A 16,199-nucleotide genomic window follows, 5' to 3' on the forward strand; every position below is an offset into this window, starting at 1 on the left:
CTCATGCCAAGTCCTCCGCAGCCCGAGCGAACAACTGCCCGCGCTCTTCGTAGTTCTTGAACATGTCGAAACTGGCACAGGCCGGCGACAGCAGGACGGCATCGCCCGGGTGAGCGAGGGCACGGCATTGCTGCACGGCCTCGTCCAGCGAACCGACGCGAACCAGCGGTACGTCGTCGCCGATGGCCTCGGCGATCAACTCGCGGTCACGCCCCATCAGCACCACGGCGCGGCAGTTGGCCGCGACCGGATCGCGCAGGTCCTTGAAGTCGGCACCCTTGCCGTCGCCACCGGCGATCAGCACGAGTTTGCCTTCGATGTCTGCGCCCAGACCTTCGATGGCGGCCAGCGCGGCCCCCACATTGGTGGCCTTGGAATCGTTGTACCAGGCCACGCCATCCAGGTCGCGAACCCACTGGCAGCGATGTTCGAGACCGGCGAAGGTACGCAGCGCCGACAGCATGGCGTCGAACGGCAGGCCGACCGCATGGCCGAGGGCCAGGGCCGCCAACGCATTGGCCTGGTTGTGGGCACCACGGATCTTCAGTTCGCGCACCGGCATCAGGTTCTGGAATTCGAAGGCCAGGTATTTCTCGCCGTTCTCTTCACGCAACCCGAAACCCTTGAAGTCCGGTACGCCCAGGCCGAAGGACCAGCACGGCATGCCCTCGCCCAGCAGCGGACGGGTCAGGGCGTCCTGGCGGTTGAATACCACTTGCCGGGCACCCCGGAAAATCCGGTGCTTGGCCAGGTGATAAGCCGGCAGGCCGCTATAGCGGTCCATGTGGTCTTCGCTGATGTTGAGCACGGTCGCCACTTCGGCGCCGAGATCATCGGTGGTCTCGAGCTGGAAGCTCGACAGTTCCATCACATACAGCTCGACATCATCGCTGAGCAGGTCCAGCGCCGGGGTCCCGAGGTTGCCGCCCACGGCGACCCGCTTGCCGGCCGCCGCGGCCATTTCGCCCACCAGGGTGGTGACGGTGCTTTTCGCATTGGAGCCGCTGATGGCGATGATCGGCGCCTTGGCATTACGCGCGAACAGCTCGATATCACCGGACAATTTCACGCCACGGGCAGCAGCAGCCTGCAGGGCCGGCGTCGCCAGGGCCAGGCCGGGGCTCACGTAGAGCTCGTCGGCGCGGCACAGGAACTCGACGTCCAGCTCGCCACAACGCACGTCCACCTGCGGATAGTCACGCCGCAGCGTGGCCAGCTCAGGCGGATTCTCCCGCGTATCGGCCACAGCAAACGACACGCCCCGGCTCGCCAGGAAGCGAACCAGGGACATGCCGCTCTTGCCGAGGCCGACAACGATGCGGAAGTGGTCAGAAGCGATCAGGGACACTCGTTCTACCTCAGCTTCAGGGTGGCAAGGCCGATCAACACCAGAATCACGGTGATGATCCAGAAACGGACGATCACGCGCGGCTCGGGCCAGCCCTTGAGTTCAAAGTGGTGGTGGATCGGCGCCATGCGGAATACGCGGCGGCCGGTCAATTTAAAGGACGCAACCTGAATGACCACTGACAGGGTCTCCATCACGAACACGCCGCCCATGATGAACAGGACGATTTCCTGGCGAACGATGACGGCGATGGTGCCCAGGGCCGCGCCCAGCGCCAGCGCGCCGACGTCGCCCATGAAGACCTGGGCCGGGTAGGTGTTGAACCAGAGGAACCCCAGGCCGGCGCCGATCAACGCGCCGCAGAACACGATCAGCTCACCCGCACCGGGCACGTAGGGGATCAGCAGGTATTCGGCGAACTTCACGTTGCCCGACAGATAGCAGAAGATCCCCAGCGCGCCGCCGACCATCACCGTCGGCATGATCGCCAGGCCGTCGAGGCCGTCCGTGAGGTTGACCGCGTTGCTCGACCCGACGATCACCAGGTAGGTCAGCACGACGAAGCCCGCGCCCAGTGGAATGCTGTAGTCCTTGAGCATCGGCAGGATCAGGGTGGTTTCCACCGGCGAGGCGGCGGTCATATAAAGGAAGATCGCCGCGCCCAGGCCGAACACCGACTGCCAGAAATATTTCCAGCGGCTCGGCAGCCCACGGGAATTCTTCTCGATGACCTTGCGGTAATCGTCAACCCAACCGATGGCACCGAACAGCAGGGTCACCAGCAGCACGGTCCAGACATAGCGGTTCGCCAGGTCGGCCCAGAGCAAGGTGCTGACGCCGATGGACGACAGGATCAACGCGCCGCCCATGGTCGGGGTGCCGGATTTGGACAGATGCGACTGCGGCCCGTCGTTACGCACCGACTGGCCGATTTGCAGGCTCTGCAGGGTGCGGATCATCCACGGCCCCAGGAACAGCGACAACGACAGCGCGGTCAGCACACCCAGGATCCCGCGCAGGGTCAGGTATTGGAAGACCGCGAAGCCTTTGTAGAACTGTTGCAGGTACTCCGCTAGCAGCAGCAGCATCAATGTTTCTCCGTACGGGTGCCGCACAGCGCCGCGACGACGTTTTCCATCGCTGCGCTACGAGAGCCCTTGATCAATAAGGTGGTGTTCGGGTCTTGCTCGGCACCCAGGGCCTGGATCAGGTCGGCCTGAGTGGTGAAATGCCGTGCGTGCGCGCCAAACGCGGCGACGGCATGGGCCATCATCGGGCCGACCGCATACAGCGCATCGACCTTGCCACGGGCATAGGCACCGACATCGTGGTGCCCCTGTTGCGCCCAGTCGCCCAATTCGCCGATGTCTCCCAGCACCAGCACGGTGCGGCCGGGAAAACCGGCGAGGATATCCACCGCCGCGCACATGGACGTCGGGTTGGCGTTGTAGGTGTCGTCGATCACCCGCATGCCGTTGCTGGCCAGTTGCGCCACGGTGCGGCCCTTGACCGGCTGCACCGCGTTCAAGCCCGCGACGATGCCCGGCAGGGACACGCCCAGCGCATGGGCGGCGGCGGCGGCGGCCAGGGCATTGGCGACGTTATGGGTGCCGAGCAGGTTCAGCTGGACCCGCTCCGCACCGTCGGGACTGTGCAGATTGAAGGCCGGGCAGCCACGGGCATCGCGGTCCAGGTCGCTGGCGTAGAAGTTCGCGGCGAGGTTGCTCAGGGCGAATGTCAGCACCTTGCGCTCACCTGCCCGCGCCTTCCAGATTTCGAAAGCCTTGTCGTCGAGATTCAGCACGGCGACGCCATCGGCCTCCAGCCCTTCGATGATCTCGCCCTTGGCCTCGACGATTTTTTCCGGGCCGCCGAACTCGCCGACATGGGCGGTCCCGGCGTTGTTGAGCACCGCGACGTGAGGCTTGGTCATGCCCACGGTGTAGGCAATCTCGCCGAGCCGCGAGGCCCCCAGCTCGATGACGGCGGCGCTGTGCTCCGGCGCCAGTTCAAGCAGGGTCAACGGCACGCCAAGGTCATTGTTCAGATTGCCCCGGGTTGCCAGTACCGGACCACGGGTACGCAGGATGCTGGCGAGCATTTCCTTGACCGTGGTCTTGCCGCTGGAACCGGTGATGGCGGCGACCGGGTTGCCAAATGCCGCACGGTTCAGTGCGCCGAGCTGGCCCAGGGCCTGGCGGGTGTCGCCGACCAGCAGCTGTGGCAACGCGCTGTTGGCTACTTCGCGTTCGACCAATGCCGCGACCGCCCCTTTGGCCGCCACGTCATTCAGGTAATCGTGGCCGTCGAAACGCGGCCCGGCCAAGGCGACGAACAATTGCCCCGGCGCAATCGCCCTGCTGTCGATGCTGACGCCGTCGAAACGGGCATCCGCCGCGATGAGGCGCGCATTCAGGACGCCGGTCAGTTCGCTGAGCTTCAAGGCCTTAAGCATGGGCCACCTCCCAGGCGGTCAAGGCGTGATCGGCCTCGACCAGATCGGAGAAGTCATGGCGCACGCCGTTGATTTCCTGGTAATCCTCGTGCCCCTTGCCAGCCAGGACGACCACATCGTCCGCCGAAGCGCTGGCGATCAACTGGGCAATCGCCTGGCCGCGACCGGCGACGAAAATCACCTTGTCCACCGCCGAAAATCCGGCACGGATGTCGTCGAAAATCTGCAACGGGTCTTCGCTACGTGGGTTGTCGTCGGTGACGAGTACGCCATCGGCCAACCGCTCCACCACCTCGGCCATCAGCGGGCGCTTGCCGCGGTCACGGTCGCCGCCGCAGCCGAACAGGCAGAGCAGTTTGCCTTTGGCGTGAGGCCGCAGGGCCATCAGGACTTTTTCCAGGGCGTCGGGGGTGTGGGCGTAATCGACCACCACCAGCGGTTGAGTACCGCCACCCAGGCGCTGCATGCGACCGGCCGGGCCTTCGAGCTTCGGCAGGACCTTGAGGATTTCATCCAGCGCGTAGTCCAGCCCCAACAAGGCGCCGATGGCAGCCAATACGTTGCTCAGGTTGAAACGACCCAGCAAGGTACTGCGCAGATGGTGCTCACCCTGCGGGGTGACCAGCGTCGCCCGTACGCCCTCGTCGTCGAACTGCGCCTGGCGCACATAAAGGTGGGCGCTGGCATCTTCCAGGCTGTAGGTGATCAATCGGGACTCGCCCTGATTGGCCGCCAATTGCCGGCCGAACTCATCGTCGAGGTTGATGACCCGGCACTTCAGGTTGTTCCAGGCAAACAGCTTGGCCTTGGCTTCGCCATAAGCCTGCATGGTGCCGTGATAGTCCAGGTGATCCCGGGACAGATTGGTCAAAACGGCGATGTCGAATGCCAGGGCGGTGACGCGTCCCTGGTCCAGGCCATGGGAGGAAACTTCCATCGCAACAGCCTTGGCGCCAGCCTTTTTCAGGTCGGCCAGGGTCGCCTGCACGGCAATCGGGTTCGGCGTGGTGTGCAGGCCGCTCTCCAGCGCGCCGTGGAAACCGTTGCCCAGGGTTCCGACAATGCCGCAATGCTGCCCCAGCAGGTCCAGCGCCTGAGCCACCAGTTGGGTGACGCTGGTCTTGCCGTTGGTGCCGGTCACGCCAATCAGGTTGAGGTGACGGCTCGGCTCGCCATAGAAGCGCCCGGCGATGTCCGACAGCTGCGCCGCGAGGCCCTTGACCGGAATCAGCGGCACATCGGTGATCGGCAGCACGGTCGCGCCTTCTACCTCATACGCCACCGCAGCCGCGCCGCGCTTCAAGGCATCGGCGATATGGGCGCGGCCGTCGTACCGGGCGCCCGGCACGGCCAGGAACAGGTCCCCGGCGCGGACGTTGCGGCTGTCCAGGGCCAGTTCGCGAATCAGCAGATCGTGACCGGCGTGGGCAAAAATCTTGTTCAGGCTCAGAGACATCAGCCACGCCCTCCATCGGCTTTCAAAGGGACGACCGGCGCGGTGCTCGCCTGCTGCGTGGGTGGCAGGTTATCCGGGGTGACGTTCATCAGGCGCAGGGTGCCGGACATGACCTTGCTGAATACCGGCGCCGACACCAGGCCACCGAAGTAGCCCGCCTTGCTCGGCTCGTCGATGACCACCACGATGGCGTAGCGCGGGTCACTCATCGGCCCGAAGCCGGCGAACAGCGAACGGTAGGAGTTCTCGGCATAGCCCTTGGTGCCCACGGAGGTCTTGCGGGCCGTACCCGATTTGCCGGCGACGTGATAGGCCGGTACCTGGGCGCGGAACACGCCACGCGGCGCCTCGATCACCTGCTGCAACATGCCCTGCATGGTCTTGGCGACACTTTCGGGGATTACCTGGGTGGTCTGCGGCGGCTTGTCGGTTTTGATCAGGGTCAGCGGCGCGATGCGGCCGTTGTTGGCCAATGCCGAGAACGCGTGGACCAGCTGGATCGCCGTCACGGATACACCGTAGCCGTAGGACAGGGTTGCCGTCTCGGCCTTGCGCCACTCGCGGTAGTTCGGCAGGTTGCCGACACGTTCGCCAGGGAAGCCCAGGCCGGTGTCCTGGCCGAGACCGATCTTCTGCGCCAGGCGATAGATCGTCTCACCGCCGATATCGAAGGCGATCTTGCTCATGCCGACGTTGCTGGAATTGATCAGGATGCCGGGCAGGTCGAGCACCGGACCCTCGCTCTTGGAGACGTCGCGAATGGTGTACTTGCCGATCTGCAAGGTCCCCGGATACACCTCGACGGTGTCGCTCGGTTTCCAGCGTCCGGTTTCCAGCGCGGCGGCCATGGAAACAGCCTTCATGGTCGAGCCCGGCTCGAACACGTCGATCATTGCGCGGTTGCGCATCATCGCCGGCTGCAGATTGCGGCGGTTGTTCGGGTTGTAGGTCGGCTGGTTGACCATGGCCAGGATTTCGCCGGTCTTCACGTCCATGATCACCAGGCTGCCGGCCTTGGCACCGTTCTCGACGATGGCATTGCGCAGCTCGCGGTTGGCCAGGTATTGCAGGCGCAGATCAATGGACAACGCCAAGGGCTTGCCGGCCTTGGCGTTTTTGGTGACCTGGACATCCTTGATCAGCCTGCCGCGCCGGTCCTTGATGACCTGGCGCTTGCCCGGAACTCCGGCGAGCCATTCGTCATAGGCCAGCTCTATGCCTTCGCGTCCCCGGTCATCGATGTCGGTAAAGCCGACCATGTGGGCCGTCACTTCACCGGCCGGGTAGAACCGCCGGAACTCTTCGATGCCATAGACACCCGGCACTTTCAGGTCGAGCACGCTCTGGCCCTGTTCGGGGGTCAACCCGCGCACCAGATAGATGAATTCCTTATTGGCCTGGGCTTCAAGACGTTCGGCCAGGGCCTTGGGGTCCTGCCCGAGGGCGGCGGCCAGGGCCGGCCACTTTTCCTTGGCCTGCTGCATTTCCTTGGCGTTTGCCCACAAGGTGGTCACCGGGGTACTCACGGCCAGGGGTTCGCCGTTGCGGTCGGTGATCAGGCCACGGTGAGCCGGGATCGGGATATGACGCATGCTGCGAGCATCGCCCTGCTCCTTGAGGAAGTCCCGGTCGACGACTTGCAGGTCGATGATGCGCCAGGAGATGGCAGCCACCATGAGCCCGAGCAATCCAAGGACGAGACGGAACCGCCACGGGAACAGCGCCCCTTCGAGCTTCATCATGGCGCCACCATCTGTACTTCGGCAGCATTCGGGATGCGCATCTTCAGCTGTTCGGTGGCCAATACTTCGATGCGGCTGTGGGCAGTCCAGGTGCTCTGCTCCAGGATCAACCGGCCCCACTCGGCCTGCGCCTTGTCGCGCACGCTCAGTTCGTTATAAAGCGTATTGAGCAACTGCCGGTTCCAGTGCGCGCTATAGGACACGCCGATGGCCGACAGAAGCACGCCGATAAACAGCAGCAGCATGAAAAAGCTGCCACCCGGCAGGGGCTTGGCGAAGAGCCGGCTCACCGCAACTTCTCCGCAACACGCATGACGGCGCTACGGGCCCGGGGATTGGCCTTGAGCTCCGTCTCGGAGGCGAACCGCGCCTTGCCATGAATCTTGATTTTCGGCACGAATGCCTCGAAACGCACCGGCAGGTTGCGCGGCAGGTTGTCGGCTTCACCCTTGGTGAGCTTGCGCATGAACAGCTTGACGATACGGTCTTCCAGGGAATGGAAGCTGATCACCACCAGGCGACCGCCGATCTCCAGCGCTTCCAGGGCGGCATCGAGGCCTGCCTCGAGGTCGCCCAGTTCGTTATTGACGTGGATGCGCAACCCCTGGAAAGCACGGGTAGCCGGGTTCTTGCCCTTCTCCCATGCAGGGTTGGCGACTTTCAACACTTCGGCCAGGTCGCCGGTGCGCTCGAATGGCTTGATGTCACGGCGTTCCACAACGGCACGCGCCATGCGCCCGGAGAAACGCTCTTCGCCATATTCCTTGAAGACACGGGCGATTTCTTCCGCCGGAGCAGTGTTGACGAATTCGGCGGCGCTGATTCCGCGAGACGGATCCATGCGCATGTCCAGCGGGCCATCGTTGAGGAAACTGAAGCCGCGCTCGGGATCGTCCAGTTGCGGCGAAGAGACGCCCAGGTCGAGCAGGATCCCGCTGACTTTGCCGGCCAGGCCACGTCCGGCAACCTCCGCCCCCAGCTCCGCAAAGCTGCGCTGCACAATGACAAAGCGGCCGTCTTCGGCCGCCAGCGCTTGCCCGGTGGCAATCGCTTGAGGATCCTTGTCGAATCCCAGCAGCCGGCCATCCGGACCGAGCTGGCTGAGAATCAACCGGCTATGCCCACCGCGCCCGAACGTGCCGTCCAGATAGCAGCCATCAGGACGTACGGCGAGGGCCTCGACGGCCTCGTCAAGCAGTACGGTGATGTGGTTAAAGCCGCTATTTATAGTCACAGGATCAAATCACGCAGTTCATCGGGCATGGCGCCCGGTTGTTGAATAGCAGCGAGGTCGGCGGCGGAAACCGCATTCCAGGCATCTTCGTCCCACAGCTGGAACTTGTTCAGTTGGCCCACCAGCATCGCGCGCTTGTCCAGCTTGGCGTACTCGCGAAGGCGCGGCGGAACCAGGAAACGACCGCTGCCATCGAGCTCCAGGTCGACGGCATTACCGATCAGCAGGCGTTGCAGCCGGCGGTTTTCTTCACGCAGCGAAGGCAGCGCGCGCAGTTTGGTTTCGATGATTTCCCACTCATCCAGCGGGTAGACGCATAGACAGGGGTCAACGGCATCGATCGTGACGATCAACTGACCGGAACTACGCGAAACGAGCTCGTCACGGTACCGGCTCGGCATGGCGAGACGGCCCTTTGCATCGAGACTGATAGCGTTGGCTCCGCGAAACACGTCAGCGTTTCTCCAAAATCTAGCGTTTTACGTCCAAAAAACCCACTTCATGCCACTTTCCTCCACTCGCGCACACTATAGGAATGCGCCTACCACACCGTCAAGGCGCGGATTGAAGGAAAAGCCTTATAGATCGGAGATTTAGGAGCGTTTCAGGAGGGGCAACAAGAATCTGACGTAGGATTTTTCACCTCAACCCGAGCAACCACAGGAAGCTGCGCGCACAAGTTAAAGTGATTTGTTAAGAGTAAGATTTTTTTGGTCTTAGGAATTGCGTCTGCCAGTGATTTCGGCAGGGAGGGAAAAGGTGGAGAGTCGATCTGTAAGCCGGGTTCTGTCTTGAACAGTCATTCGTCTACGATGGCCATCACTGGACATCTTTAGCAACCTACCCGGTCCCAGCGCGGGCCACGCCTTGGGACCCTATTTGGTCTTGCTCCAAGTGGGGTTTACCTAGCCACGAACTGTTGCCAGCCGTGCGGTGCGCTCTTACCGCACCTTTTCACCCTTACCGGCGCCGAAACGCTTAGGCGGTTATTTTCTGTGGCACTTTCCGTAGGCTCACGCCTCCCAGGCATTACCTGGCACTTCGCCCTATGGAGCCCGGACTTTCCTCCCCCCCCTAATTCTCATAGAGGGCAGCGACTGTCCGATCGACTCTCCGCCGCGAAGGTTAACGGCACAGCGCTTGAAGAACAAGCGCTAAAAGCCTTTGGCCATGTTGCCTGTCCGGTTTTACCGGGCCTTCTGCCGGTCCAGCGCGACTTGATACAGCACGTTCTTGCGTTCGCCGGTGATTTGCGCAGCCAGGGCGGCCGCACGCTTGAGCGGCATCTCCTCCAGCAGCAGATCCAGGATGCGCATCGCTTCGCTACTGACGGCCTCCTCACTCTCCGGCGCGGTCCAACCCGCCACCAGCACGACACACTCGCCACGCTGCTGGTTGCTATCGCTTTCGACGAAGCTTCGCAACTGCGCCAGCGGCAATCCCTTGAGGGTTTCGAAGGTCTTGGTCAGCTCACGCGCCAGGAGCGCCGGACGCTCGGGACCGAACACCAGCTCCATGTCTTGCAGGCACTCGAGGATACGGTGCGGCGCTTCGTAGAAAATCAGCGTGCGCGGCTCTTCCTTTATAGACTCCAGCCGCGCCCGGCGCCCCACGGCCTTGGCCGGTAGAAAGCCTTCGAAGATGAAGCGGTCCGATGGCAGGCCGGCCGCCGACAGCGCCGCGATCAGGGCACAGGCGCCGGGCACCGGCACCACACTGATGCCTGCCGCACGGGCCTGGCGCACCAGATGGTAGCCGGGATCGGAAATCAGTGGCGTGCCCGCATCGGAGATCAGTGCGACGTTATCACCCGCCAGCAGGCGCGTGATGAAGCGACTGCCCTCGTCCCGTTCATTATGTTCGTGGCAGGCGGCCAGCGGCGTGGAGATGCCGAAATGCTGCAGCAGTCGCTGGGAATGACGGGTGTCTTCAGCCGCGATCAGGGCGACCTCCCGCAGGATCTTCAGCGCCCGGGCACTGATGTCGTCCAGGTTGCCGATGGGCGTCGCCACCACATAAAGCGAGCCCGCAGCGGAATTCAAAGCACCTGGAGCAGTCAAAACGCGCACCTCACAATCGGTAAAACCGCCATTGTAGCGTGTGCCGGTCTCAGCCGTTCACATCATCCCCTTGCCACAGGTTCAGTGTCACCACCTGAGTGAACGACGCTTTTTGCTGCACCACAACATTTGAACCATCTAAATTGATCGATTCACGCCACTGACATCGCGCCCCGGCCAGCGCTTGGGTACAATTCGACGCTAATTTGATCTCGTATCAGGACATTTACATGATCGCTTGCCTGCGGCTGCTCTCCGCCCTTTGCCTCGCCGCCCTTCTGGCGGCCTGCGTCAGCTCGCCCTCGTCCAGCCTTGGCGAACTCCCCCGGACCCCGGATGCCAGTATCGAGCAGCTGCTCGAACAGGCCGCCCAAAGCAAGACCCCGGAAAAAGCCGCCCTGCTGCGCCTGAGCGCGGCAGACCTGGCCTACCGCCAGGGCAATGCCGGCCAGTCCGCACAGATCCTGCAACAAGTGCCGCTGGAGCAGCTCAAGCCAGGCCAGCAGATTTTCGCCAGCACCCTGGCGGCGGAACTGGCAATGACGCGCAACCAGCCCAAGGCAGCGCTGACCGCCCTGAGCCACCCGAGCTTGCAACACCTGGGCGAAATGCCAGTGGAACAGCAGGTCCGCACCGGGACCGTCCACGCCCGCGCCCTCGAAGCTGATGGCCAGACCCTGGCGGCCGCGAAGGAACGCATCTTCATTGCGCCCCTGCTCGAGAACGAAGCCGCCGCCAAGAACCACGAAGCGATCTGGTCCCTGATTGCCTCGCTGCCCACCGATCAATTGCAACCGACCACCACCGACGACCTCGGTGGCTGGCTGAGCCTGGCCCGCGCCGTGAAAACCGCCGGCACCCTGGAACAGCAGCAAGCGGCCATCGACCACTGGCGCGAACAGAACCCGAAGCATCCGGCCGCCCTCCAGTTGCCGACGCCCCTGGTCAAGCTCAAGGAACTGGCAAGCCAGCCACTGAGCAAGATCGCCCTGCTGCTGCCCCAGAACGGGCAACTGGCCGCCGTCGCCAAAGCCCTGCGTGAGGGCTTCATGGCATCGCACTATCAGGCCCAACAGGCCGGGCAGAACCCACCGAGCATCCAGTTCTATGACAGCTCGACCCTGACCTCCATGGACGACTTCTATCGCAAAGCCCAGGCCGACGGCGTGCAACTGGTGGTCGGCCCCCTGGAAAAACCACTGGTCAAGCAGATCAGCACGCGCGCGCAGCTGCCGATCACCACCCTGGCATTGAACTACAGCGAAGGCGAGCAAGGCCCACCCCAGCTGTTCCAGTTCGGCCTGGCGCCCGAGGACGAAGCCCGCGAAGTCGCCCGCCGCGCCCGTGCCGATGGCCTGCATCGCGCAGCAGTCATGGTGCCGAAAGGCGAATGGGGTGATCGCGTATTGAAAGCCTTCAGCCAGGACTGGCAAGCCAACGGCGGCACCATCCTCGCCATCGAGCGCGTCGACCAGCCCGTGCAACTGGCCCAGCAGATCGCCGACATGTTCCAGTTGCGCCAGAGCGAAGGTCGCGCCAAGAGCCTGCAGAACACCGTGGGCACCACGGTCGCGGCCCAGCCGTCCCGTCGCCAGGACATCGAGTTCATCTTCCTGGCGTCGACCCCGCAGCAGGCCCAGCAGATCAAGCCGACCTTGAACTTCCAGTACGCCGGGGATGTGCCGGTCTACGCGACCTCCCAGGTGTTCAGCGCCAGCGGCGACCAGAACCAGTACAACGACATGAACGGTATCCGCTTCTGCGAAACCCCATGGCTGCTTGATGCCAACGACCCACTGCGCAAGCAGGTCACCGCCCAGTGGCCACAGGCTGCCGGCAGTCTGGGCCGGTTGTATGCGATGGGCGCCGATGCCTATCGCCTGGCACCGCGCCTGGGTCAGCTCAAGACACTGCCGGACAGCCGCATCGAAGGCCTGTCGGGCAGCCTGGCGGTGTCCCAGTCCCAACGGGTTCAACGCCAATTGCCTTGGGCCGAGTTCGTCAACGGCCAGGTGCAGCGCCTGCCGGACACCCAGCGCTGATGCCCGAACGATCAAGCCAGCAAAGCGGACGGGATGCCGAGGGCCAGGCCCTCGCGCATCTCCAGCAGCAAGGCCTGCGCCTGGTGGCGCAGAACTGGTTGTGCAAACGCGGCGAGCTTGATCTGGTCATGCTTGACGGCGATACAGTAGTATTCGTCGAAGTCCGCTACAGAAAAAATACCCAATGGGGTGGCGCGCTCGATAGCATCGACGAGCGCAAGCGCCAGAAACTGGTTTTCGCCGCGCAGTATTTCTTGCAAAGCGAATCCCGCTGGGCTGATCACCCCTGCCGTTTCGACGTGGTTGCCATCGACAGCAACGCCGATCAGTTGAATTGGCTGCAGAACGCCTTCGACAGCTGAACACCTACGTCCATGACGAACCGAGCCGGACACCTTCACTCAACTTCTGCTCTTTGCTTTGCGCGCCGCACACGTTTGTGCCGATAAGTCGCGCTACTTAAGGTCACACAGATGGACATGCAATCGCGAATTCGCCAGCTTTTTCAGGCCAGTATCGACACCAAGCAACAGGCGATGGACGTACTTGCACCCTACATCGAGCAAGCCAGCCAAGTGATGGTCAACGCCTTGCTCAACGAAGGCAAAATGCTTTCGTGTGGCAATGGCGGTTCCGCCGGCGACGCCCAGCACTTTTCGTCCGAACTGCTCAACCGCTTCGAACGCGAGCGTCCGAGCCTGCCGGCCATCGCGCTGACCACCGACAGCTCGACGATCACCTCGATCGCCAACGACTACAGCTACAACGAAATCTTCTCCAAACAGATCCGCGCCCTGGGCCAACCCGGCGATGTGCTGCTGGCGATTTCCACCAGCGGCAACTCGGCCAATATTATTCAGGCGATCCAGGCCGCACATGATCGCGAAATGATTGTCGTAGCATTGACCGGGCGTGACGGCGGCGGCATGGCCTCATTGCTATTGCCGGAAGATGTCGAGATCCGCGTACCGGCCAAAGTCACCGCACGTATCCAGGAAGTCCACCTGCTGGCGATTCACTGTCTCTGCGACTTGATCGACAGCCAAATATTCGGGAGTGAAGAATGACCCCTAATCGCCTGGGCCTTCTGGCCCTGACCTTGTGCCTCGGCATCAGCGGCTGCACATCGGTGGTTAATGCCAGCCGGGAAAAGCCGATCGAAGACGACCGCGGCACTCGCACCTTCGGCAGCAAGATCGACGACTCCCTGATCGAAACCAAAGTCGGTGTGAACATCGCCAAGGCCGACCCGGACCTGGACAATAATTCGCACATCGTCGTTACCAGCTTCAACGGCGTCGTGCTATTGGCCGGCCAGACCCCACGGGAAGACCTCAAGGCCAAGGCCGAGCAGGAGGCCAGCGCCGTACAACGGGTCAAAACCGTGCATAACGAATTGCAGGTCCTGCAACCGTCCTCGTTGCTGGCGCGGCAGAACGATGCCTGGCTGACCACCAAGATCAAGACCCAGATGCTGACCGATGCGAGCATTCCTGGTTCGCGCATCAAGGTTGTGACCGAGAATGGCATCGTTTACCTGCTGGGGCTGCTGACCAAGAAAGAGGCTGCCCAGGCGACCAATCTGGTGCAAGGGGTGTCTGGGGTGCAGAAGATCGTGAAGTTGTTTGAGTATATTGACTGAGGGTAGTTGCGGTTCTTGATGCTGCGCTTGGCTAGAAAACGGTGCTTCTTCAGACGGGGAAGCGCCGTTTTTTTTGGGGGGTTGGTTAGTGTGTATATCCGTTTGTGCGGTGACGGCTACTGGCGGTTCCGCCCTTACGGCGGGTCACTTTTGGAAGAGCGCCAAAAGTAACCAAAAGCGCCTCGCCCCACCACTGGGCACCTCGCCAAGGCTCGGTGTTCCCTCACTCCGGCATCGCTCCGTGGGCCCGCCGCGAAGGGCCATCCATGGCCCAGCGCGGCTATCCCGGCATCCATGCCGGGATACCCACTACGCAATGCCTGCGTTCGGCCCTTGTGGTTAATGGGGCGTCTAAGATCAAAAGCAAAGCAAAAGCAAAAGCGAGGCGGCGTTACGGCCGGCCTGTCTCTAGGGCTGCACCTCAATTCAACTAATGAGATGGCTACCCCCGCTGCCCCCTGTGAACGCCCACTAAGCTTTCACAGGGGGATCTACCGGAGACCGCCGTCATGAACAAAGTAGCCGTTGTCGCCATCGACCTTGGAAAGCTCACCTTTCACGTACATGAGCAAGATGATCAGGGGCATCCACTTCTGCGCAAAAAGTTTAAGCGAGTGGAGCTCCTCCAGCATCTAGCAAATCTCGAACCGTGCATCGTCGTGATGGAAGCCTGTGGTGGGGCCCATTTCATGGCGCAAGAAGTCGCCAAGTTTGGGCATTCTCCCAAACTGATAGCGCCTCATCTCGTACGTCCTTATGTGAAAAGCAACAAAAACGATTTCGCCGATGCCGAGGCAATCTGCGAGGCCGCCAGTCGTCCCACGATGCGCTTTGTACCGGTTAAAAACCAAGCTCAGCAGGCTTTGGCGATGCTCAACTCGGTGCGCGACTCGTTCATTAAGGATCGCACGGCGACCGTCAATCGGATCCATGCAGCGTTTCTGGAAGTCGGCGTCAGCCTGACTCCAGGCTACAAATCGCTCAAGGACATACCAGCCCTGTTGGAGGCAAGTTCATTTCATGGGCTCATCCGCAAACTCCTGGCGGACTTGTACGAGCATTACCTCTACCTCAATCTGCGTATCAAGGCGTTAGACAAGGAGGTCGACTGCCAGGCCGCTGGAGATGATCTGGCCTCCCGCCTGATGACAATGCCGTGCGTGGGTCCGATCACCTCCAGCGTCCTGGCTGCCGAAGTGGGCGACGGTAAGCAGTTCAAATGTGGTCGAGACTTCTCAGCGTCAATTGGACTGGTCCCCAAACAACACTCAACGGGCGGACGGACGGTACTTTTGGGCATCAGCAAGCGTGGCGATCGAAATCAAAGGCGCCTGTTCGTCCAGTGTGCCCAGACGTATGTGAACAGGCTGGATCGACAGGAAGGGAAGCTGGCCGATTGGGTTCGCAAGCTCCTGGCCAGCCACCGTCACCGCAACCTTGTGGTCTGCGCACTGGCCAACAAGTTAGCCAGGATCGCTTGGTCAATTGCGGCAAACCATACGGTATTCGATGCAGGGCCAAGCGCGATGAACGCCTGACCCCGCTATTACCCGAGCACCACCTACCTGGTTTTGCGATGCTGGATAACAGATGACATGAACGGCTAACCGGCCTGACGAAAACCCTGGGCTCCCACACGGCTGCAAGGCCGTTCAACTAATCAGGATCGTCGGGCATCGAATTCTCATCAAGGCGCGGGGGACGCAATTCCCCACCCAGACGCCGGATAGATGAAAGCAAGCCAAACACGCATCAAAGACAGTATTGCAGAAAAGGGGGTAACCATAGATGTGGGAGCGAGCCTGCTCGCGATGGGGATGTGTCAGCCTACATCAATGCTGCTGACCTGAGGCCATCGCGAGCAGGCTCGCTCCCACAATTGGTCGGGGACGGCGGGGAAAGATAGGTCGGCTGCCAGGTCGCCTCGCGAGCAAGCTTTGCTCCCACAGGTGGATTCAGATACAACCGGAAAAGTCAGGCCGGCCATTAGGCCGCCTCGCTTTGGCTTTTGCTTTTGCTTTTGATCTTGGGTGCCCCGTAAACCACAAGGGCCGAACGCAGGCGTTGCGTAGTGGGCAACCCGGCATGGATGCCGGGTTAGCCGCGCTGGGCCATGGATGGCCCTTCGCGGCGGGCCCACGGAGCGATGCCGGAGTGAGGGAACACCGAGCCTTGGCGAGGTGCCCAGTGGTGGGGCAAAGACCTTTTGGTTACTTTTGG

14 protein-coding genes and 1 other RNA gene are annotated in these 16,199 nt (G+C 62.2%); 5 read left to right on the forward strand and 10 right to left on the reverse strand.

What is annotated here, in order from left to right; all coding sequences use genetic code 11:
• Position 1 precedes the first annotated feature (1 nt).
• The 10 genes from murD to rsmI all read right to left on the reverse strand — a co-directional run bounded on the left by murD (position 2) and on the right by rsmI (position 10,295).
• Positions 2 to 1,348 (reverse strand): UDP-N-acetylmuramoyl-L-alanine--D-glutamate ligase, encoded by a 1,347-nt coding sequence (gene murD / locus LOY35_RS23070; protein ID WP_258627611.1) that lies wholly within the window; start codon positions 1,346 to 1,348, stop codon positions 2 to 4.
• Positions 1,349 to 1,353: 5 nt separating this feature from the next.
• Entirely contained in the window at positions 1,354 to 2,436 is a 1,083-nt protein-coding gene (mraY, locus tag LOY35_RS23075; RefSeq protein WP_258627613.1) for a phospho-N-acetylmuramoyl-pentapeptide-transferase, read from the reverse strand.
• Positions 2,436 to 3,803 (reverse strand): UDP-N-acetylmuramoyl-tripeptide--D-alanyl-D-alanine ligase, encoded by a 1,368-nt coding sequence (gene murF, locus LOY35_RS23080; protein WP_258627615.1) that lies wholly within the window; start codon positions 3,801 to 3,803, stop codon positions 2,436 to 2,438. Before murF ends, mraY begins: the two co-directional genes overlap by 1 nt.
• Positions 3,796 to 5,259 carry a UDP-N-acetylmuramoyl-L-alanyl-D-glutamate--2,6-diaminopimelate ligase gene (locus LOY35_RS23085; RefSeq protein ID WP_258627616.1) on the reverse strand — a complete coding sequence of 488 codons (1,464 nt, stop codon included), beginning with the start codon at positions 5,257 to 5,259 and terminating at the stop codon, positions 3,796 to 3,798. Before LOY35_RS23085 ends, murF begins: the two co-directional genes overlap by 8 nt.
• Complete coding sequence (locus LOY35_RS23090) at positions 5,259 to 6,998, reverse strand: penicillin-binding protein 2 (RefSeq protein WP_258633716.1); 1,740 nt, start codon at positions 6,996 to 6,998, stop codon at positions 5,259 to 5,261. The genes LOY35_RS23085 and LOY35_RS23090 overlap by 1 nt, the downstream gene beginning before the upstream one ends.
• Positions 6,998 to 7,291 (reverse strand): cell division protein FtsL, encoded by a 294-nt coding sequence (gene ftsL / locus LOY35_RS23095; RefSeq protein WP_258627621.1) that lies wholly within the window; start codon positions 7,289 to 7,291, stop codon positions 6,998 to 7,000. Before ftsL ends, LOY35_RS23090 begins: the two co-directional genes overlap by 1 nt.
• Positions 7,288 to 8,235: a 16S rRNA (cytosine(1402)-N(4))-methyltransferase RsmH gene (gene rsmH / locus LOY35_RS23100; protein ID WP_408981169.1), complete on the reverse strand. Its 948-nt coding sequence runs from the start codon at positions 8,233 to 8,235 to the stop codon at positions 7,288 to 7,290. Before rsmH ends, ftsL begins: the two co-directional genes overlap by 4 nt.
• Positions 8,232 to 8,687, reverse strand: a complete 456-nt coding sequence (gene mraZ / locus LOY35_RS23105; protein ID WP_003205355.1) for a division/cell wall cluster transcriptional repressor MraZ — start codon at positions 8,685 to 8,687, stop codon at positions 8,232 to 8,234. Before mraZ ends, rsmH begins: the two co-directional genes overlap by 4 nt.
• Before the next feature lie 307 nt (positions 8,688 to 8,994).
• Positions 8,995 to 9,348: RNase P RNA component class A (rnpB, locus tag LOY35_RS23110), an RNA gene on the reverse strand.
• Positions 9,349 to 9,422: 74 nt separating this feature from the next.
• Positions 9,423 to 10,295: a 16S rRNA (cytidine(1402)-2'-O)-methyltransferase gene (gene rsmI / locus LOY35_RS23115; RefSeq protein WP_258627623.1), complete on the reverse strand. Its 873-nt coding sequence runs from the start codon at positions 10,293 to 10,295 to the stop codon at positions 9,423 to 9,425.
• A gap of 230 nt (positions 10,296 to 10,525) precedes the next feature.
• Here rsmI and LOY35_RS23120 point away from each other — a divergent pair, with 230 nt between their 5' ends.
• The 5 genes from LOY35_RS23120 to LOY35_RS23140 all read left to right on the forward strand — a co-directional run bounded on the left by LOY35_RS23120 (position 10,526) and on the right by LOY35_RS23140 (position 15,517).
• Positions 10,526 to 12,337, forward strand: a complete 1,812-nt coding sequence (locus LOY35_RS23120) for a penicillin-binding protein activator (RefSeq protein WP_258627625.1) — start codon at positions 10,526 to 10,528, stop codon at positions 12,335 to 12,337.
• Entirely contained in the window at positions 12,337 to 12,699 is a 363-nt protein-coding gene (locus LOY35_RS23125; RefSeq protein ID WP_258627627.1) for a YraN family protein, read from the forward strand. Before LOY35_RS23120 ends, LOY35_RS23125 begins: the two co-directional genes overlap by 1 nt.
• 111 nt (positions 12,700 to 12,810) lie before the next feature.
• A complete protein-coding gene (locus tag LOY35_RS23130; RefSeq protein ID WP_139644899.1) occupies positions 12,811 to 13,404 on the forward strand; it encodes a phosphoheptose isomerase in 594 nt (197 codons plus the stop codon).
• Positions 13,401 to 13,979: a BON domain-containing protein gene (locus LOY35_RS23135; protein ID WP_024781263.1), complete on the forward strand. Its 579-nt coding sequence runs from the start codon at positions 13,401 to 13,403 to the stop codon at positions 13,977 to 13,979. The genes LOY35_RS23130 and LOY35_RS23135 overlap by 4 nt, the downstream gene beginning before the upstream one ends.
• Positions 13,980 to 14,488: 509 nt before the next feature.
• Positions 14,489 to 15,517, forward strand: coding sequence for an IS110 family transposase (locus LOY35_RS23140; RefSeq protein ID WP_258624523.1), 1,029 nt, complete (start codon positions 14,489 to 14,491; stop codon positions 15,515 to 15,517).
• Positions 15,518 to 16,199: the final 682 nt, after the last annotated feature.

Origin of the sequence: Pseudomonas sp. B21-028, assembly GCF_024749045.1 — a bacterium.
Classification (GTDB): domain Bacteria; phylum Pseudomonadota; class Gammaproteobacteria; order Pseudomonadales; family Pseudomonadaceae; genus Aquipseudomonas.